An 18468-nucleotide genomic window follows, 5' to 3' on the forward strand; every position below is an offset into this window, starting at 1 on the left:
GATGGGGGACAACACTCTGACACGGGCCTGGCTTGCCCTTTTGGGGCTAAGTGTCGGCTCAGCGGTATTGACCTTGTTGCCGGTGCCGGCTGCGGTCATGGGGGGTGGCATTCTGTTGCTTGCACTGATCAAGACGCGCGTAATCCTTGCGCAGTATCTGGACCTTGCTAGAAGCCCAGCCTGGTTGCGCGGATTCACCATGGTTCTAACCGGGTTTTCGGTGCTGATCTTTGCCCTCTACCTCGTTTGAAGCAGAAAAAAGCCGCCCGATCTGGGCGGCAGTTTTTCAAGCAAGGAGCGCTTTGTTTACTGGGCAGCCATCGGCATCCGCGCGATCTGGCAGCGTTGCCATAGGGCTGACAGCGCGCCGACCAGATGTTCGATATCTTCGTCCGTATGCACCGGAGAAGGGGTGATCCGCAGACGCTCGGTTCCTTTGGGGACAGTGGGGTAGTTGATCGGCTGGATGTAGATACCGAATTCTTCAAGCAGCGTGTCCGAGATGAATTTGCATTTCACCGGATCACCTACCATCACCGGGATGATGTGGCTGGGGTTGGGCAGATGCGGAATGCCTTCTGCATCCAACCGGGCACGCACCTGCGCCACGCGGGACTTCTGCTGATCGCGTTCGGTATTCGACTGTTTCAGGTGCCGGATCGAGGCCGCAGCGCCCGCCGCAATCGACGGGGGCAAGGCGGTGGTAAAGATAAACCCGCTGGCAAAGCTGCGCACAAAATCACAAAGTGCGGCTGAGGCCGCGATATAGCCACCAACCACACCAAAGGCTTTGCCCAACGTGCCCTCGATCACGGTCAGCCGATCCATCAGACCTTCGCGTTCAGCAATGCCGCCACCGCGCGGGCCGTAAAGACCGACGGCATGAACCTCATCCAGATAGGTCATCGCACCGTATTTGTCGGCCAGATCGCAAATCTCTTGGGTCGGCGCGATATCTCCGTCCATCGAATAGACGGATTCAAAGGCGATCATCTTGGGGGCGTCAGGATCGGCAGCAGCCAGCTTCGCCTCGAGGTCTTCAAGGTCGTTGTGCTTCCAGATCACCTTTTGCGCGCGCGAATGACGGATGCCTTCGATCATCGAGGCGTGGTTCAGCGCGTCCGAGAAAACGATAAGGCCGGGGATTTTCGCAGCAAGGGTGCCAAGGGCCGCCCAGTTCGAAACATAGCCAGAGGTGAACAGAAGCGCTGCCTCTTTACCGTGCAGATCGGCCAGTTCGGCCTCAAGCAGGACGTGATCGTGTGTGGTGCCCGAGATGTTCCGGGTGCCGCCAGCACCAGCGCCGCACCGGTCCAGCGCGTCATGCATCGCCCCGGTCACCGCCGGATGCTGCCCCATGCCCAGATAGTCGTTCGAACACCAGATACGTACGTCGCGCTGTACCGCCCCGTCGGTTTGACGTGCGTTTGGGAATGATCCGCAGCGGCGTTGCAGGTCGATAAAAACACGATAGTTTCCTTCGTCCCGCAGATCGTCCAGGCTCTGGGTGAAAAATCGCTCGTAGTCCATTATACTGGCTCCCCGGATTGCTGGCTTTGGGCCGAATTTATGCGCATGGTGACGCCTAAGACATGACAATAGTCAAGTTGAAGCAGGAAAAGGCTGGCGCGCCGGGCAGAGCTTTGGCATAGCCTTGCGAAAAAGGACGTACCGGTCGGACGATCGATCAGGGAAAAGGGGAAACTCCGTGGCACACGAAGCACAAAAAGCGATCGCGCGGCAATCGCTTTTGCTCAAGAGTTTGCCGGACCAGCATGTCGATACACTGCTGAGCCACGCAATTTGGCGTAGCTATGATCGGGGCGAAACGATCTTTCTACAGGAAGAAGAGGCCAAGGCCGTCCACGTGGTTCTTGCCGGTTGGGTCAAGTTGTTCCGCATGTCCCCGACCGGGGCCGAGGCAGTGGTCAGCGTCTTTACCCGCGGCGAAAGTTTTGGCGAGGCCGTCGCGCTGCGAAACGTCCCTTACCCCGTTTCTGCCGAGGCCGTGTCGGCCTGCGACGTGATGCATATCCCAAGCCCTTTGCTGTTGTCGTTGATGAAAGAAGACCCCGAGATTGGCGTTTCTATTCTGGCGTCCACGTTCACGCATCTTCATTCGCTGGTGGCACAGCTGGAGCAGCTCAAGGCGCAGACGGGAGCGCAGCGGGTGGCAGAGTTTCTTCTGAACCTGTGTGATGCCAAACCCGATGGCTGCGACGTAGAGCTACCTTATGACAAAATGCTGATCGCCGGGCGTCTGGGGATGAAGCCGGAAAGCCTTAGCCGGGCGTTTTCGCGGTTAAAAACGGTTGGTGTGCAAATCAACCGCAACCACGCCGTAATCTCTGATATCGAGCGCCTACGGGATTATGCTGAAAGTGATCCGTCGGACAAATGATCAGCCCGACGGGCGTTTCGGGTTTTCCGCGGGGGGCTGAGGATGCTGGTCATTGTCTGACTGAGGTTTTGTACCCCCGTATTGCCGCGCATGGGTTGCGACAACCCGGCCCGTGATCCGGTATTTCCAACAGATAAAAGAAGACAGGGCTGCGTTGCGCCCCTTGATACCGGGACAATCAAAAAGCAAAGGATGTTGGGGATGACGGTCTGATCGGGCGACTGATCAAGGTGACCCTCGCTCGAATGGTCCGGGGAGTTGTTTGCGCAGCTCAATGGTACCTGTAGACGAGATCATTGGGGTCATCTCGCTCGGCATTTGAATCCAAAATTCCTCCAAGCCGCTCAGCAAGGCGGCAGGAGCGGAAGTTGTTCGGATCGATATAACTGACGAGCGACTGGGTTACGTTCCATGTACAGGCCCAATCTCGCAGCGTTCGCGCAGCTTCAAACGCATAGCCTTTTCCTTCGGCATCAGCATAGACAAACCAGCCCAATTCGGGTTCGGGGAAAAGCGGTCCGGAGTTGATGCTAACCTGCCCAAGGCACGCTCCTGAAACACGGTCTTCCATCATCAGTGCCCCGTGCCCCATGAGGGTCCACTGAGCTATGTCATGACAGAAAATCCCCCAGGTCATGCGGTCAGAGACCGGGCCTCCCATGAACTTTGAGCGCTCTGATGTCATCAGCGCAAGATAGTCGGGCCAGTCTGCCATTATTGGTGGTCGAAGTAGCAGTCGTTCAGTCTCAAGCGTTGGTATTTCAGTCACCTGGTGGCTCCCGGGAATTGAATTATGAGTGGGGGGCAATTGACTGTCCCCTGCTTGTGTCAGGTTCTCAAACGCCTTCTGTCAGAACTTGTAAGACACCCGAAGCGCGACAGAGTCAGCTGTGATGTCGTCAGCTGACGTGTCATATGTGTCTCTCAGGTACTCAAGGCCGACCAGAACTCTGTCCGTTGCGCGATACGTAACGCCAACGCCAGCAGAGTAGCCATCTTCACTGATGGAACCGCCATCGATGTTCGCATATCCAATGACGCCGTACAGATACGTCCGGCCAAATACGTGTCCGCCTTTGAACTTCAGGCGTATCGTATCGACCTTTTTTGTTTTGTTGTCAGACACAAGCTCAGCGCCCGCATCATAAGTCAGTTCACCGCCAACTACATAGCCGTCAAAATTATGAAGATATCCGGCGTGGAGGCCCAACGCTGCGTTTCCGTTATCGTTTTCGTCTTGGGAAACATCAACCGTGGATAGCTGCAAACCAGCATTGAAGCCGGTCCAGCTTTCGTCTGCCAAACACATTGTGGGAGCCATAGCGGCCAGTGTGATCAATGTTATAGTCTTCATTTTTAGTCCGTTTTCTTGTTTGTGTGGACAGGGGTATCTGCTCGCTGGACCTGCACTATGGTTCAACGGGGATGGCTTGCTGTTCGTCGGGGTGTTGGATGTAACGCCGGCCTGTTGCAGGTCGGCGGTGACCCACCCTCAGATCAAAGGATGGGTTTGGGCTTGCTGGTCAGTTGCAGCAATTTTCCCGCGTCGTCATATCGTGCAGTGACGAGAACCCGCCGCGCATGGGCCACTTCCAAAGGCCCACCGACAACCTCCCAGAGCCCGAAGGTAAAGAGGTCCAGCGTTCCGTGGCCTGCCGCCCGAGCAAGGTTTGGCTTTGTCCGGGGTTCGACGTCATAGACGGCCACCCAATCACCATTGGCTTGTTGCTGTAGCTGCTCAGGCGACCCCAACTGCCGTTCGACATCCATCCGGGTGGCCTCCTGGCTGACTACGCTCAGGTCTGGACCATCACTGCCTTTTGCGGCCATGTTTGCTGCACACCCGCTCAGCGCGACGCCAAGGGTAAACGCGACCACTATTGACCGCACGGGCCGAACACAGCTCGCAATGCGATCGGTTGGATTGCGTCGATTGCGGTGAGCGACAGATGAAACGGGATTGTCCGACCCCGGTGATTTCCAAAGTTTTGTCATAGTGTTACCGTGTCTTGATTGAATTTCGTTTTGTGCCGGAACAGTGATTGCTTGAGGTGCACCTCAGGTCTGGAACTGGTTTCCGGCCGGCTTGATTTTTCGTTGGTCAAAAAGTTGATGACGATCCGACCTCTTGTCCGATGGGACATCAGAGTTCTGATTGCGGCCCGGATTTGCGGCAAATCGAATGGAATCTCGGCTTCAATTGGAGAGCGTATGTTGTGCTTTGCGATGCTCAGTATTGCTGCATAGGCGTTGTTCCGTGGCAAGGAGGCACAAAAACGATACCGAGGACCGCGGAACCGTGTTGCGATACTGCGGCAAACAATGTGTCCAACACCCAGAAGAAACTCGGCCCTGGACAGCTTGCGTTCACCAATGTGGCGCACTGGGCCAACAATCGTGACGAACCGGCCATTGCGTTTCAGTATTCGGTACGCTGCGGCCTCGATGTCCCGACCGCCTACCAGATCAAAGACCCTGTCGTAGGTGTTTTGGCCCTGCGAACCAAAACTGGTGACGTTGTAGTCGATCGTGTGATCTGCACCCAACGTGCGCACCAGATCGGTATTCGCGCCGCTGCAAACCCCGGTCACGATTGCGCCCTTTGATTTGAGAAACTGAACCATCATGGATCCGACGGCACCCGATGCCCCAACAACGAGGCAATGGTCACCTTTTTCGACGCGTGCGGTGTTGATCGCACCCCACGCAACACAACCTGATAGTGTCGCGGCTGCCGCCTCGACATGAGACAAGGCCGGGGGTTTGAGCATCAGATAGGCGTGCGAAACGCATCTGTATGTTGCCCAAGACCCGTTTTCGCCAAGCTCGTTGGGAACGACGATCACTTCGTCTCCAACATTGAACCGGGTTGCGTCCTGACCAGTTGCGACAACGACCCCTGACACCGAAGTCCCCATGACGTAGGGGGAATTTGCCGAAGCGTGTTTAGGCCCGAAGAAACGACCAAGAGCGGTGCCCTGAGCCGCATAAATTTCATCGACATGCAGTGATGAAGCGAACAGCAGAATCGCGACTTGGTGGCGCGAAGGTCTTGGCACGGGCACGTTCACCAATTGCAATGCTTCCGCGACATTCCCAGGCTCAGGCAACTCTGTCAAAGCGATTGCCGTCATGCTTTTGGCTGCGCGGTAAACCGTGGAAAGCGCTCTTACATTGTCCAACATGTTTCTCTCCTGAGAGGTTTGGATCAATTGAGGGAGAACGGATTTACGAGCCAAGTCTGCGGACTTGTTTGAGACAAAGATCGCCTGGCTTCGTCCCAGTCCGGGGAAAGCCTGACCAGAAGTTCAAGCAAATCCCGGATACCAGCCAGCCGAGATGTTTGGCGTAACTCGGATATTGAAATATCCCTGCAGACAAGAGCATTCATGGCATTCGATCCTGTGTAGTAGACACAACTCAACTGGGCGCGCGAAGCGTTGTAGCTTGCGGTCTTGGGCTGCATCAGCGCATCATTTATTTCGGGGCGGCAGGTGAATTTCGTTGTCCTGCCAGATGAGTCGGGATATAAACCGACCGCAGGTCTGTAATTGCAGACCGTCGGTCGGTTTGCAAGGGGGAAATGTATGAAACCTACGAAGCGGAAGAATATGCAGCCAGAGGCGCGGCGCGCGCAGTTACTGGGGTGTGCGCAAATGTTGTTCTTTTCGAAAGGTTTCGAAGATACGACCATTCAGGATGTGCTGGATCTGGCCGGTGTTTCGAAAGGTGGCTTTTATCACCACTTCAAATCCAAGGATGAGCTTTTGTTCGGGGTATTGGATGGCATGGCAGAAGGCGTGTTCGCGCAAATGTCTGTTGTTGCTTCTGACGAGAAATCTTCGGCACTCGATCTGTTGCATAACTTCACCCATCTAAGGGCAAACTACCTGCGCGAGCATGACTACCCAGGCCAGGTCGAGATGTTCAAGATCATGAACCAGGACAAAAACCTGTTCCTGCTCGAACAATTCAAGCGCAGGGTCAGAACTGGTGCCATGCCGGTCCTGACCAAAATCATCCGGAAGGGCTGTGACGAAGGAACGTTCACTGTCGCCGATGTTGATACGGCGGCAGAGCTTATACTCTTCCTTATGAACTTCTTTGATTTTGCATTGCTGCGCGCCATCGACGCCCGGGGAACTGACATAGCAGATGAAGCCGCACGCAATTTACAGGCGGCGATCGATATGCAATTTCTAACACTCGACCGAATTCTGGGTCTGCCGGATGGGACAACAGATTTTGGATGGCCGGAAGCGGTGGATGTTACGATGGAAACTGTGCCTTCACCCCCTTCCACAGCCAAATAACGGACCTTGGCAGCGATCAATCAGTCACGAGACCTATGGCGACAGTAATTCTCCTAAACGGAGTAGGGAGCGTTGGTAAAAGTTCTATCGCAAAAGCGCTTCAGAACATTATGACACTACCGTTCCTTCACATCGAAATGGATGCCTTCCTGGCAATGTTGCCAGAGCGGCTTGCTGGTGATCCAGATGGATTGAGTTTTGAAAAGCGTGTGGTGGGCGGGAAAGCAGTGACCTTCGCACGGGTCGGACCAACAGCCAGTCGCGCACTTTCCGGAATGCGCCGTTCAGTTGCTGCAATGGCGCGCACCGGGAATAATTTGATTGTTGACGAAGTGTTGTTTGGAAACACGGAAGCCGGGTCTGCGAGCGCGGTATCTGAATATCAAAGCTTACTGGAGCCGTATGATTTTTACATGGTTGGTTTGTTTGCTTCGCTGGACGTGCTGGAGGCACGGGAACGAAAGCGAGGCGACCGGACGCTCGGGCTTTCCAGATGGCAATTCGAGCGTGTTCATGATGGGATGAAATATGACTTATCGGTGAATACAGAAGATGCCTCGCCAATTGCATGCGCAGAGTTGATAAAGGCAAATTTGAACCTGTAGGATGCGAAGATACACAATCCCATCGCTGACCACGTCAATATGACCACCAATGCGAACGATCATCCGGCCCTCGCTCAATCAACCCAACGTCTCGGCGCATGTGGTCAGACAATGGCGTTGTAGTGTTGGGGTTTCCTACTGAGCCATTTCTTTTTCGAACATCTCCTGAGTATTGCCAAATTCGACGCAACTGACGGGCGCAGAACTCCAAAATACTTCGTGGGGCACGGTGGGAATCATAGTGCATGTTTCAAGCTTTCGATTTCAGGTACAGCTAATGCGTCCACGAAATGGGTGTCGTGGAGCGACCGGCGTTTTTGTTTTAAGTACTCACGAGGCGAGAGGGCGGGCAGGCTTTAGTGGTTTTCCGAATCCATCAATACAGACCGTTGGTCTGTATATCTAGACCGGCGGTCGGTTTGTAAAGGAAATTCTGCACTCACCAAAACAATCGTCAGCCCCGGAACAAAGATTCCATCTGCACCAGCCGTGGTATAGGCTGCCGCGCTCTAGAGCTTCTCCGACAAGTATTTCATGCGTGACGGGTTGCTTCACGCGATGCACGAGTGGGCCGCAGCAAACGCAGATAAGCTGGTCCATCCGAGGTGAAGTTGGTTTGATGTGAACTGGAAATGTCTGCTTTCGGGAAGCTGCACTGCAACACCACAGCCCTTGGCCAACGTCTCTTTTGGGTCGTGCCACGTCGCAGCCTGGGGTATTATTGCTTCGGTTGCTGTGCTGAAGTTGAATGTCCGCTACAATGCTCAAACTCTTAACGGATTCAATTAACTTCTAGCCGTTCGATGCCAATGATTTGGGGCATCGTAGTGGTCTGCGGATGCCGGTGTTTCCTTGTCTTTGACCCGCGTTGAGACACGCTTGTTGAGAACAGTGAACCTAAAATGTATTTTAGGTCGGATTGCGAACGAAGGGAAATCTTCATGATCAGGACTTCTGCTCTGGCGCTGTTTGCTTTCTTCTCGGCAACCTCGGCATTCGCAACTGTTGAGTTGTATTGTGAAGCCCCTGATGGATCAGGCGCAGTTGTTGCTGTCGGATTGGGAACTGTCCCTGGACTCGCAGTCGTGAGTGCGACCATTCACGCAGACAGCAAACACTGGAGCTTAACAGAAGTTGATGGTGCGATACCAATCATCGTGGCGCAGGGGGCCGATGTCGATATGCACACTGTTATCGACTTCGCCGATCCTGAATATAGCCGGATCGTTGCCTCGGTTCGATTGATAACAGCCGTCGAAGGTGACGATTTCGTCACCGTGGGCACACTCACGATACCAGAAGTCGGTGCCTTCCCGCTGATCTGCGAAGGGCCGTAGCCGTCCGATACTTCGCAATACTCGAATGTCTGAAATGGGCCGTTGGCGTCGCAAACTGAAGCCGAAACCATGCAGATGCTGCGCAAAACCCGATGGTTGCTATGTAACACAAACCGAGCTTTGCTTCGGGACAAATGGACCACTCACGTTGCGCTGATGTTCGCGTAATTTCCAACGTGGAAATTCGACCTGTCTAAGTGCAAGGTAATTAAGGGCTGCACTTGGAGGAATACGTTTTGATGGAATCGAGTTCTGACACTGAGACTTCCCCAGAATACTCCAAAAGGGTGGAGAAATTTGACCTGGAGCTGGCAAAGTTTTCCTTTTTCGGCAACTTCAGCGACGGGATAAATGCATGCGTAGAATGTTGTGACGCCCATTTGCAGGGCAATCCCCGTGCTTTGAACTGGGTTGCATTGGATGGGCACCATGAGACGCGCAATTTTGCAGAGTTGCGCGAAGAAGCTGCGCGTTTCGCCAACTTGCTGGAAGAACATGGCATCCAACCCGGTGACATCGTGGCAGGTCTGTTACCCCGCACCCCGGATCTTGTGACAGTTGTTCTCGGCACCCTCCTGGCTGGCGCGGCCTATCAGCCTTTGTTTACAGCCTTTGGGCCCAAGTCCATTCAGGACCGTTTGACCATGAGTGGCGCGAAGTTGATTGTGACTGACGCCGCGAACCGCATCAAGCTCGACGGACTGGAAAGTTGTCCGCCTGTCGCGACGATTGTGGAAACGAGACAAGGGGTTATTGCGGGAGACATTGATTTCCGCCAGGCGATGGCCGCGCAATCGCCTGAGTTCGTCCCTGTTTTGCGGAACGGCGATGATCTGATGTTCATGATGGCGACATCTGGAACTACAGGTCCCGCCAAAGGAGTGCCCGTGCCCCTAAAGGCTCTGGCTGCCTTTCGATCTTACATGGTCGAAGGGATCGGCCTGCAACATGAGGATGTTTTCTGGAATATAGCCGATCCAGGCTGGGCCTATGGACTCTACTATGCATTGATCGGCCCGCTACTATTGGGACATGCAACCACTCTGGTCGAAGGGCCTTTCACAGTGGACAGTACATATGACGTGATTTCGAAATTGGGCGTGACTAACTTTGCAGGCGCGCCTACTGCGTTTCGACTAATCATCGCCGCGGGAACCGAGCGCGCGTCACAGTTGCGCGATCAGATTCGTTGCATCAGCAGCGCAGGCGAGCCACTGAACCCCGAAGTCATCCGTTGGTTCGAGACCGAACTGAATGCGCCGATTAAGGATCATTATGGGCAGACGGAAACGGGTATGCTGGTGAATAATCATCACGGGCTCGAACATCCGGTACGCCCGGGATCGGCTGGCTATGTGATGCCAGGATACAGGGTTGAGGTTCTGGCTGAGGACGGCAGCATCGCCGACTTCAATGAGCCAGGTCAATTGGCCGTCAACATTGCGGATTCACCTCTCTTGTTCTTTAGCGGCTACCTAAACATGGGCACCAAATCGATCGAGAACGGATACTATCTTACTGGGGACTCAGTGGAGCGGGATGAACACGGATGTATAACGTTCGTTGGTCGGAACGACGACGTTATCACCTCTTCGGGTTATCGCATCGGACCGTTTGACGTTGAAAGCGCTCTGATCGAACATCCCTCTGTAACGGAAACGGCGGTCGTAGGCGTTCCTGACAAGGAACGGACCGAAATAGTGAAAGCGGTAGTCGTACTGGCGGATGGCACAGAAGGTAATGATGCGTTGGCCGCGGAGTTGAAGGACTATGTCAAACAGCGCCTTTCTGCTCACGCCTATCCTCGGCTTATCGAATTCGTCAAAGAACTGCCGAAGACACCCAGCGGTAAAATTCAGAGATTTCTGCTTCGCCAAGCGAATGTCAGCGGTGCGTAATCAAGCTTCTCGAAGGCAAGTTCCTTCGTTCAACTGCATGCCAATTCTACCAAGCAGAGAACGACGGTTTTTCCCGCGTTGTGTAAGTTCGGTTTGAACAGGATTTTGCGTTCGCGGCGAAAGTCTGCAATGCGGGCTGCGACCGCAGCATCGAAACAAATGGTTGGATGTCGGCTCTGGGCCGAATCTGCTTGCGGAATGTAAATAGTTGTTTCGGCATGTTCGTTCATTGCTTCGCGTTCTCTAATTACTCGGTCATTCTTGTTTGGCCTAAACATCCAAATGTTAGATTAGTACTCTTGGGATGGACGGCTAATACCTACTGTGATCCTATACCGTCGCAGTTCATGGGCATTCGATGCGATCAGCTTCGTATATTGTAGGTATTTTGATAGCCATTGCCGCCAGCATTGGCCTTTATTTGGTTTCTTACCAGTACTTCGTTTCGGAGGAGCTTTCGAAAGCTCAGGGCCGGCTCTCTCTTTACCAAAGCTCGGTAAACAGCGAACTCGAACGATTTTCCCACCTCACATATGTGCTGTCACAGGATTCCTTTGTAATTGGAACAGCTGAAGGAGACGGTACCGGAACTTTGAACCGACGCCTCGAGGATTTTGCGGAACAGGCGGGGCTGGATGCGATCTACTTGATGGACGAAGACGGGATCACGATTTCCGCATCGAACTACCGCGACACTGGGAGCTTTGTTGGCCAGAACTACGCTTTCCGTCCGTATTTCCAAACTGCCATTTCTGGTGAACAGGGCCGCTTCTATGCCATCGGGGCAACGACTGGTCTGCCAGGATACTTCATCGCCAACGCAGTGCTTGACGACCAGGGCGCTTCAACTGGCGTCATAGCGATTAAGATCGATTTCTCCAATCTTCAGGATAGTTGGAAAAACTCGGGCGAACAGGTTCTTTTGGCCAATGAAGACGGCGTCGTTCTGCTTTCTTCGAACTCGAACTGGCAATATCGCGCGTTGACGCCATTGTCAGAACCACAGCAAGAACGGATTCGAGAAGCCAGGCAGTTTCCGGGGCAAGACTTAGATGCGTTGGACTGGATTGAGTTGCCGGGAGATCAGGCCAGAATTGCGGGGACGAAGCGTCTGCATCTTGCAGCTACGGATTTACCCCATGGCTGGTCGCTTCACTATTTTGCAAGTGACGATCAAGCCGTTGCGCGCAGTTGGCTTGTAACAACAGTTTTTGTCCTTTTAGCGGGGCTCGCATTTATCTTTTTCCAGATACAACGCGCAAGGCGCGTTGGCGCGGCCTTAGTGCGGTCAGAAGAGGAAGAAGCAAAGCTGCGGGTGGCAAATGAAAGGCTCGCTATCGAAATCGACGACCGCAAGACAGCCGAGCGGAGCCTCAAACGCACCCAAGGGGAATTGGAGCGCGCAAGCCGACTGGCGGCTCTGGGGCAACTCTCCGCGTCGGTCACACATGAACTGGGCCAGCCTATCGCTGCGATGCGCAATCACCTGGTGGCAGAAGAAATCTCATCTTCTGGTGAGGCCAAGCTGTCGCAAAATATCGGAAGCCTGGTCGACAGGATGGAAGGGATTACACGCCAATTGCGGTTTTTTGCACGGTCAGAGAGTGAGGCGTTCGATGACGTAGACCTATCCAATTCGGTTAACGCCGCGTTGGCTCTGGTTGCGCCAAACATCGAGCAGGGCAAGGTGAAAATCTCAGTTGATGCGCCGACGGATCCGGCTTTTGTCCGAGGCAGCGCCCTGCGGATCGAACAGGTCATCACTAATCTTTTGCGCAATGCGATTGACGCGATGGACGAAGTGGATGCACCTGAAATCCATATCGCTGTCATAGCTACTGATGATGAAGCGGTGTTGGAAATTCAGGACAACGGTCACGGGTTGGGCGAGGCAACGCTGGCTGAGTTGCAAGAGCCATTTGTAACCACAAGAGAGAGCGGGAGAGGCATGGGCTTGGGACTGGCCATTTCCACCAGCATTGTCAAAGATCACGATGGCAAGATGACGGCCCGAAATCGTGATGGCGGCGGAACAGTTTTTAGTGTCACCTTCCCGATGGCCTCAATTACTAAAGAAACGAACGAATGACCCAGCGGCAACCCTTTAAAGTTCTGGTCGTCGATGATGACAAATCAATGAGACAGTCTCTTGTCGAGTTGCTCGAAGCCGCCGGCTGGACTGTTAGCGCCCTGTCGCGCGCGACCCACGTGATGGAGTATCTGGCCAGTGCGTCGCCCGATGTCATTCTGTCCGATGTGCGTATGCCGGGTATGTCGGGGCTTGAATTGCTGGCCAGTCTGGACAGACAGGTGGCGCCTCCGGTGGTATTGATTTCGGCACATGGTGACATCCCGATGGCGGTTCAGGCCATACAGGACGGGGCGTACGGGTTCATCGAAAAGCCATATGAACCACGGCGATTGCTTACGGTGCTGAGGCACGCAGCTGAACAAAACAGAATGCGAAGAAGCAATGCTCGCCTCAAAGACCGGCTGTTCAAACTGTCAGGCCTTGACCGCATCCTGCTGGGCCAAACAGACGCCATTACAGACTTGCGACAAGAAGTACTTGATCTTGCTGATACATCGGTTGCGGTTTTGTTGCAGGGAGATACGGGCACCGGGAAGGAGCTGGTTGCTCATGCTTTACATGATTTGGGCCGCTCGCCGGAGGCACCGTTTCTGGCACTGAATTGCGCTGCATTGTCGGCCGATACGTTTGAAGCGGAAATGTTCGGCATCGCGGGTAAATCCGACGGAAGGCTTGCGGCGGCGTCGGGAGGGACCTTGTTTCTGGACGAAATCTGCTCGTGCCCACCAGCGGCGCAGGCCAAGCTACTAAGGGTCATCGAAGATCAGCAGGTGCTGCCGGTGGGGGCTGTGTCACCGGTACCGGTAAGCTTCAGAGTCGTGTCAGCAACCAACGAAGACGTTGTACTGGCAGCAGACGAAGGCCGCTTGCGTCAGGACCTTTTGTTTCGATTGAATACTGTCGTCCTGTCTCTACCTCCGCTACGTCAAAGACGGGATGATCTGGTTCTGTTGGCAACGCATTTCTTGAACGAATACGCAAAGGTTTATGAGATAGACGCGCCAGAACTCGATCAGGACGATTTGGCCGCTCTGCTTTCACATAGCTGGCCCGGCAATGTGCGTGAATTGCGCCATGTCTGCGAACGGCGCATTTTGGCGGCCCGACGCGGAGGAGGGTCGGTGGCGCAGGCCATCCAAAGCGATCAGCACTTCGACGAAGTGCCGGATACCCTACGCGAAGCGGTTGCTGCTTTTGAACGCGAGCTCATCGGCAAAGCCATCAAGGCGCATAAAGGCCGCATGGATGCCGCCGCCGAAGCGCTTGGGATCGGCCGACGGACGCTCAACGAAAAGATCGTCAAACTCGGTCTCGATAAAGAGGCGCTGTTGTAATCGAAACCACTCTGCGGATATCCGCAGGGAAACAGGAGTTCCTCGCGCATTTTCCTTCATAGGCAGGCTGCTACGCATCCTGAATACTCTGCCCAAACACATTGCGTGATTTGGGAGGAGCCACTATGCGCAAACATCTTAACCGGGCGGCCATTGCAGCTTTGTCGCTGACCGTTGCATCCGAAGCACTGGCTGTCGAATGGAACGTTTCCCTGTGGGGCAAGCGTCGCGCCTTTACCGAACACGTCGAGAAACTTGCGGAGTTGGTGAACGAAAAGACGGGCGGTGAGTTCACGCTCAACATCAGCTATGGTGGCCTGTCGAAGAACAAAGAAAACCTCGATGGGATTTCGATTGGTGCGTTTGAAATGGCGCAGTTCTGCGCTGGCTATCACCGCGATAAGAACCCTTCGATCACTGTCTTGGAACTGCCGTTTTTGGGCGTGACATCCCTTGAACAGGAAGTCGACCTGTCGATGGCCGTTTATCAACATCCGGCCGTTGTCGAAGATCTGGCCCGCTGGGACGCGACTCTGCTGATGCCGTCTCCGCTGCCGCAGTACAACCTTGTTGGTGTCGGTGAAGCACCCAAATCCCTAACCGATTTTGAAGGTCTGAGCGTTCGGGCGACAGGTGGCATCGGCAAGGCGATGGAGACGGTTGGAGCAGTTCCGACCTCGATGTCTGCATCCGAAGTGCGTCAGGCAATGGACAGCGGCATCGTCAAAGCGGTCAGCTTTGCGCCACACGCGCATATGTCCTTCGGCACCATTGAGAATGGCACGTGGTGGACGACGAACCTCAATCCCGGCACCGTCAACTGCCCTGTCGTGGTGAACACGCTGGCACTGGAAGATCTGTCTGACGAACACCGCGAAGTTCTGCTGGGGTCGGTGGATGAGGCACTGGATCACTACGTGAGCCACTACCAGACCAAAACGATGGAAGCGTGGGGCCCTGAACTGGATCAACGCGGCATCGAACGGGTCACTTTCAGCGATGAAGAAATCGCAGCGTTCAAAGAAGCCGCTGCCGCCCCCGCGGCCGAGGCCTGGATTGCAGAAAACACCGAGCGTGGCCTGCCAGCACAAGAGCTTTATGACCTTGTGACTGGGAAGATCGCAAACGGCAGCTAATCCACTCACTGCCCGGCGTCGCCTACCTGGCGTCGGGTGCCTTTCCCCCTGACAGCGGAGCAAAACGATGGCCGGGTCATCCCTGGTGCTGTCTGACGACAGCCGTCTCAGCATTCTCGATCAACACCTCTACAAACTGGAAAGCTTTCTGGCCCTGATCAGCGGTCTTGCGGTTTTCTCGCTGATGGTCATGGCCGTAGTCTCCGTTGGTGGTCGGAATTTCGCCAATGCGCCACTTCCCGGCTACGTGGATTGGATCGAGCAGGCCATGCCGTTAATCGCCTTCATGGGGATTTCCTATGCGCAGCGTGATGGCGGTCATATCCGAATGGACATGGTTGTTGGAGCGCTTAGAGGCCGGACGCTCTATATCGTTGAGTTCATTTCAACCGCTGTCATTCTGGCGCTGATCGTCTTGCTGATCTGGGGGAGCTGGGCGCATTTCGCACGCAGCTTTGACTTTGGTGCTCCACTCTGGAGCCGCGACAGCTCCATCGACATAGGTATCCCGCTGTGGCCCGCAAAGCTGTTGGCCCCCGTTGCCTTTAGCGTGCTTTGCCTAAGGCTTTCTTTGCAGCTCTGGGCCTACGGGCGCGCGATCCGGCACCCCGATCAAGCACCTATTGCCGTCCCGCTGATAGCTGACGCAGCCACTCAAGCTGCAATGGAAGCCGAGCACGTCTCGGGCCACGATAACTGAGGTTAAATCTGATGGAACCCATTGATATTGGTCTGATCGTCTCGGGCGGTATGCTTGTTCTTGTGGTGCTGGGGATGCGCGTGGCCTTCGCCGCCGCGACAGCTGGCATGGTTGGTCTGATCTGGATCTTCTGGGCTAAGTTTGGGTACGATCCGGCGCGGTTCGGCAAGGCTGTGACTGTGGCCGTCAAAACAGCGGGGCAGGTGCCGCACTCCAAGATTTCAAGCCAAGCGTTGAGCCTTATCCCGACTTTCATCCTGATTGGCTACCTCGCCTATTACGCGGGCTTGACCAAAGCACTGTTCGAAGCCGCAAAGCGTTGGCTGGCTTGGGTCCCCGGTGGGCTGGCGGTTTCGACCGTTTTCGCAACCGCTGGGTTTGCTGCGGTATCCGGAGCCTCGGTCGCGACTTCCGCTGTGTTCGCCCGTATCGCCATCCCCGAGATGCTGAAGATCGGATACGACAAGCGTTTTGCTGCAGGTGTCGTCGCTGCAGGCGGTACACTCGCTTCGCTCATCCCGCCTTCGGCCATTCTGGTCATCTACGCGATTATTGTCGAGCAGGACGTGGGTAAACTGCTGTTGGCCGGGTTCATCCCGGGCATGTTCTCGGCGGTAATTTATGGCTTGCTGATCATTGGCATGGCCGTCGTTATCAAAGGATTTGGTCCCGCAGTCACCGGATTTACATGGAAAGAACGTTTCCTCTCGTTGCCGCCCGCATTGCCCATCGTGATTGTCGTCGTCACCATCATCTTCTTTGTCTACAACCCGTTCGGCGGCGATGCCTGGGGTACGCCAACCGAAGGCGGCGCAATTGGAGCATTTGTGGTGTTCCTGATGGCGCTGTATCAAGGCATGCGCTGGTCCGAGCTCAAAGACGCGCTTTTGGAAACTGCCAAGCTGAGCGTCATGATTTTCACGATCATCTGGGGCGTTTTGGTCTACGTTCGTTTTCTTGGGTTCGCCGAACTGCCAAGTGCGTTCTCCGACTGGATTACCTCGCTTGAGATGTCTCCGATGCTGATCCTGATCTGTATTCTTCTAGCTTACGCTGTACTGGGTATGTTCATGGACGCGATAGGTATGCTGCTGCTGACGTTGCCGGTAGTTTACCCCGCCGTCATGGCGTTGAACGGTGGCGAAACCGTAAGCGCAGCCGAAAGTACCTTCGGTATGTCTGGGCCTATGTGCGCCATCTGGTTTGGCATTCTGGTTGTCAAAATGGCCGAGTTTTGCCTGATCACCCCACCTATTGGGCTGAATTGCTTTGTCGTGGCCGGCGTTCGTGATGACCTAAGCGTTCAGGATGTTTTTAAAGGTGTAACGCCTTTCTTTCTGGCGGATGCTGCAACCATCGCGATGCTCGTTGCCTTCCCTGCTATCGTCCTATGGCTTCCTGGTCAGGTTTGAATGACATGGAATGAATTTGGAGTGCGGTATGCCGCTGCAGCTAAGGCCTGCATCAATCAGCTGCACTGCAGAATACATGACACTTGTTCAATGGCCGGTTTAGGCCGTTCGATACACGTGAGAGTTCGGGCGGAAAGCGGTCATTCGCTTCGAGCGCAAGACTATCAGCCATTAGGGAGAGTAGCAGACCTTGCCCACAGAGAGGAATCTGAAGACAGATCAGATTTACATGCGCGTACAAGTAGTTCTGTGAAGGTCTTAACCACCAGATTTGGTTCGTCACCACGTTTGCGGACGAGCGTGATATGCGACTTCTGATCGAACCGACCATTTCCGACTGAGCGCATTCGTCCCTGACGTACCCAGATATCAGCCAAGCCTTCGGGAAGATAGCCGATGAAACGACCAGTCAGCACCAACATGGCAACGCCTTCGATCTGATGCGCTTTGGCTGTAGAGCGTAAGCCGCGTGAAACCGGCGCAACTTTTTGTTCGTTCAAATAGGCACGATTGCAAAAGTTTGCCTGAGAAAGAAATTCATCAACGGCGGCCTTCGGTTCTGCTTTGAACAAAGGATGGGTTTGTCCACAATACAGGCCAATTCGTTCCGTTTTCAGCGGCTCATATATCAACCCCGGTTTTTTATTGTGGAACACTCCGATGCCTAAAGCGATATGTCCGTCCTGAACCCCTATCTCGATATCGCCAGGCGCAATTGAATGCAATTCGATGGCCACATCTGGCGCAATACGAGCAAACTCTGACAAAGCTGGTACGATAGGCGCGTTGTCATTGAAAACCCAATTGTCGATTGCTCCGATAGTCAACCGACCGACCAGTTTCCCGCGCGTCCCGTCTACGGTTTCACCAAACAGATCCAATGCTGCAAAGAGCTTGCGAGAGGCTGCATAGACGATTTCTCCTTTGTCGGTTAGGCGGAACCCCTTGCGTCCTCGCTGGCACAGTCTCAGACCCAAGCGCGTTTCGAGATCGGATATCTGGCGCGAAATCGTCGACGCGGACACGTTCAAAACAACTTGTGCTGCCGAGAAACTGCGTGCTTCAACGACGACAGAAAACACGTGCAGCAGATGAATGTCGGCTTTCGATAAGGAAGGAGGCAGCATACATGACCTTTACTTGTATATTTATGCAAATAATATCTCTTATTTTGTAATTTTATAATTGTAATTGCCGTGCCAAGCTTTGCAATACCAGGAATGAGACCAGAGGAAATGGC

At 54.4% G+C, this 18468-nt stretch carries 18 protein-coding genes; 11 read left to right on the forward strand and 7 right to left on the reverse strand.

From position 1 onward, the window contains the following. Position 1: 1 nt before the first annotated feature. Positions 2 to 250 (forward strand): cytochrome C oxidase subunit IV family protein, encoded by a 249-nt coding sequence (locus ACR3EP_RS17735; RefSeq protein WP_226688857.1) that lies wholly within the window; start codon positions 2 to 4, stop codon positions 248 to 250. Positions 251 to 306: 56 nt separating this feature from the next. On the opposite strand, the gene hemA is transcribed toward ACR3EP_RS17735, so the two are convergent. Next, entirely contained in the window at positions 307 to 1530 is a 1224-nt protein-coding gene (gene hemA, locus ACR3EP_RS17740) for a 5-aminolevulinate synthase (RefSeq protein WP_480638830.1), read from the reverse strand. Between the two features lie 178 nt (positions 1531 to 1708). Here hemA and ACR3EP_RS17745 point away from each other — a divergent pair, with 178 nt between their 5' ends. Next, positions 1709 to 2401 (forward strand): Crp/Fnr family transcriptional regulator, encoded by a 693-nt coding sequence (locus tag ACR3EP_RS17745; protein WP_170350179.1) that lies wholly within the window; start codon positions 1709 to 1711, stop codon positions 2399 to 2401. Between the two features lie 271 nt (positions 2402 to 2672). Here the strand turns inward: ACR3EP_RS17745 and ACR3EP_RS17750 are convergent, their stop codons facing one another. The 4 genes from ACR3EP_RS17750 to ACR3EP_RS17765 all read right to left on the reverse strand — a co-directional run bounded on the left by ACR3EP_RS17750 (position 2673) and on the right by ACR3EP_RS17765 (position 5586). Then, entirely contained in the window at positions 2673 to 3170 is a 498-nt protein-coding gene (locus ACR3EP_RS17750) for a GNAT family N-acetyltransferase (protein WP_170411800.1), read from the reverse strand. 81 nt (positions 3171 to 3251) lie between these two features. After that, positions 3252 to 3755, reverse strand: coding sequence for an outer membrane protein (locus ACR3EP_RS17755; protein ID WP_425082372.1), 504 nt, complete (start codon positions 3753 to 3755; stop codon positions 3252 to 3254). Between the two features lie 143 nt (positions 3756 to 3898). Next, on the reverse strand, positions 3899 to 4279 hold the full coding sequence (locus tag ACR3EP_RS17760) for a hypothetical protein (RefSeq protein ID WP_170377225.1): 381 nt from the start codon (positions 4277 to 4279) through the stop codon (positions 3899 to 3901). Positions 4280 to 4392: 113 nt separating this feature from the next. Continuing rightward, positions 4393 to 5586 (reverse strand): NAD(P)-dependent alcohol dehydrogenase, encoded by a 1194-nt coding sequence (locus ACR3EP_RS17765; RefSeq protein WP_480638831.1) that lies wholly within the window; start codon positions 5584 to 5586, stop codon positions 4393 to 4395. Positions 5587 to 5952: 366 nt separating this feature from the next. Here ACR3EP_RS17765 and ACR3EP_RS17770 point away from each other — a divergent pair, with 366 nt between their 5' ends. From ACR3EP_RS17770 to ACR3EP_RS17785, 4 genes are all read left to right on the forward strand, one after another. After that, the gene (locus ACR3EP_RS17770) at positions 5953 to 6714 is read left to right on the forward strand and encodes a TetR/AcrR family transcriptional regulator (RefSeq protein ID WP_170550565.1); all 762 of its coding nucleotides are present in this window, start codon (positions 5953 to 5955) and stop codon (positions 6712 to 6714) included. A gap of 35 nt (positions 6715 to 6749) precedes the next feature. Continuing rightward, positions 6750 to 7319 carry a chloramphenicol phosphotransferase CPT family protein gene (locus ACR3EP_RS17775; protein ID WP_480638832.1) on the forward strand — a complete coding sequence of 190 codons (570 nt, stop codon included), beginning with the start codon at positions 6750 to 6752 and terminating at the stop codon, positions 7317 to 7319. Positions 7320 to 8260: 941 nt separating this feature from the next. Beyond that, positions 8261 to 8656, forward strand: coding sequence for a hypothetical protein (locus tag ACR3EP_RS17780; RefSeq protein WP_170350186.1), 396 nt, complete (start codon positions 8261 to 8263; stop codon positions 8654 to 8656). Between the two features lie 380 nt (positions 8657 to 9036). Beyond that, positions 9037 to 10554: an AMP-binding protein gene (locus ACR3EP_RS17785; protein WP_480638833.1), complete on the forward strand. Its 1518-nt coding sequence runs from the start codon at positions 9037 to 9039 to the stop codon at positions 10552 to 10554. Between the two features lie 29 nt (positions 10555 to 10583). Here the strand turns inward: ACR3EP_RS17785 and ACR3EP_RS17790 are convergent, their stop codons facing one another. Then, positions 10584 to 10784 carry a hypothetical protein gene (locus ACR3EP_RS17790; RefSeq protein ID WP_480638834.1) on the reverse strand — a complete coding sequence of 67 codons (201 nt, stop codon included), beginning with the start codon at positions 10782 to 10784 and terminating at the stop codon, positions 10584 to 10586. 128 nt (positions 10785 to 10912) lie between these two features. On the opposite strand from ACR3EP_RS17790, the gene ACR3EP_RS17795 reads away from it, so the two are divergent. The 5 genes from ACR3EP_RS17795 (at position 10913) to ACR3EP_RS17815 (ending at position 17228) form a co-directional block, all read left to right on the forward strand. After that, positions 10913 to 12643: a sensor histidine kinase gene (locus ACR3EP_RS17795; RefSeq protein ID WP_480638835.1), complete on the forward strand. Its 1731-nt coding sequence runs from the start codon at positions 10913 to 10915 to the stop codon at positions 12641 to 12643. After that, positions 12640 to 13980, forward strand: a complete 1341-nt coding sequence (locus tag ACR3EP_RS17800) for a sigma-54-dependent transcriptional regulator (RefSeq protein ID WP_480638836.1) — start codon at positions 12640 to 12642, stop codon at positions 13978 to 13980. The genes ACR3EP_RS17795 and ACR3EP_RS17800 overlap by 4 nt, the downstream gene beginning before the upstream one ends. 125 nt (positions 13981 to 14105) lie before the next feature. Beyond that, positions 14106 to 15116, forward strand: a complete 1011-nt coding sequence (gene dctP, locus ACR3EP_RS17805; protein ID WP_170350191.1) for a TRAP transporter substrate-binding protein DctP — start codon at positions 14106 to 14108, stop codon at positions 15114 to 15116. A gap of 67 nt (positions 15117 to 15183) precedes the next feature. Beyond that, complete coding sequence (locus ACR3EP_RS17810; RefSeq protein ID WP_480638837.1) at positions 15184 to 15816, forward strand: TRAP transporter small permease subunit; 633 nt, start codon at positions 15184 to 15186, stop codon at positions 15814 to 15816. A gap of 11 nt (positions 15817 to 15827) precedes the next feature. After that, positions 15828 to 17228 (forward strand): TRAP transporter large permease, encoded by a 1401-nt coding sequence (locus ACR3EP_RS17815; protein WP_170377243.1) that lies wholly within the window; start codon positions 15828 to 15830, stop codon positions 17226 to 17228. A gap of 164 nt (positions 17229 to 17392) precedes the next feature. Here the strand turns inward: ACR3EP_RS17815 and ACR3EP_RS17820 are convergent, their stop codons facing one another. Continuing rightward, on the reverse strand, positions 17393 to 18355 hold the full coding sequence (locus ACR3EP_RS17820; RefSeq protein ID WP_425082381.1) for a LysR family transcriptional regulator: 963 nt from the start codon (positions 18353 to 18355) through the stop codon (positions 17393 to 17395). Between the last annotated feature and the right edge of the window lie 113 nt (positions 18356 to 18468).

The organism is Ruegeria sp. BB10 (assembly GCF_056535725.1).

Bases quoted from the DNA above. Each gene is read 5' to 3' on its own strand.
- ACR3EP_RS17780 (WP_170350186.1), top strand. From the start codon at position 8,261: ATGATCAGGACTTCTGCTCTGGCGCTGTTTGCTTTCTTCTCGGCAACC.
- dctP (WP_170350191.1), top strand. From the start codon at position 14,106: ATGCGCAAACATCTTAACCGGGCGGCCATTGCAGCTTTGTCGCTGACC.
- ACR3EP_RS17820 (WP_425082381.1), bottom strand. From the start codon at position 18,355: ATGCTGCCTCCTTCCTTATCGAAAGCCGACATTCATCTGCTGCACGTG.
- ACR3EP_RS17810 (WP_480638837.1), top strand. From the start codon at position 15,184: ATGGCCGGGTCATCCCTGGTGCTGTCTGACGACAGCCGTCTCAGCATT.
- ACR3EP_RS17795 (WP_480638835.1), top strand. From the start codon at position 10,913: ATGCGATCAGCTTCGTATATTGTAGGTATTTTGATAGCCATTGCCGCC.
- ACR3EP_RS17775 (WP_480638832.1), top strand. From the start codon at position 6,750: ATGGCGACAGTAATTCTCCTAAACGGAGTAGGGAGCGTTGGTAAAAGT.
- ACR3EP_RS17800 (WP_480638836.1), top strand. From the start codon at position 12,640: ATGACCCAGCGGCAACCCTTTAAAGTTCTGGTCGTCGATGATGACAAA.
- ACR3EP_RS17815 (WP_170377243.1), top strand. From the start codon at position 15,828: ATGGAACCCATTGATATTGGTCTGATCGTCTCGGGCGGTATGCTTGTT.
- ACR3EP_RS17765 (WP_480638831.1), bottom strand. From the start codon at position 5,586: ATGTTGGACAATGTAAGAGCGCTTTCCACGGTTTACCGCGCAGCCAAA.
- ACR3EP_RS17790 (WP_480638834.1), bottom strand. From the start codon at position 10,784: ATGAACGAACATGCCGAAACAACTATTTACATTCCGCAAGCAGATTCG.
- hemA (WP_480638830.1), bottom strand. From the start codon at position 1,530: ATGGACTACGAGCGATTTTTCACCCAGAGCCTGGACGATCTGCGGGAC.
- ACR3EP_RS17735 (WP_226688857.1), top strand. From the start codon at position 2: ATGGGGGACAACACTCTGACACGGGCCTGGCTTGCCCTTTTGGGGCTA.
- ACR3EP_RS17755 (WP_425082372.1), bottom strand. From the start codon at position 3,755: ATGAAGACTATAACATTGATCACACTGGCCGCTATGGCTCCCACAATG.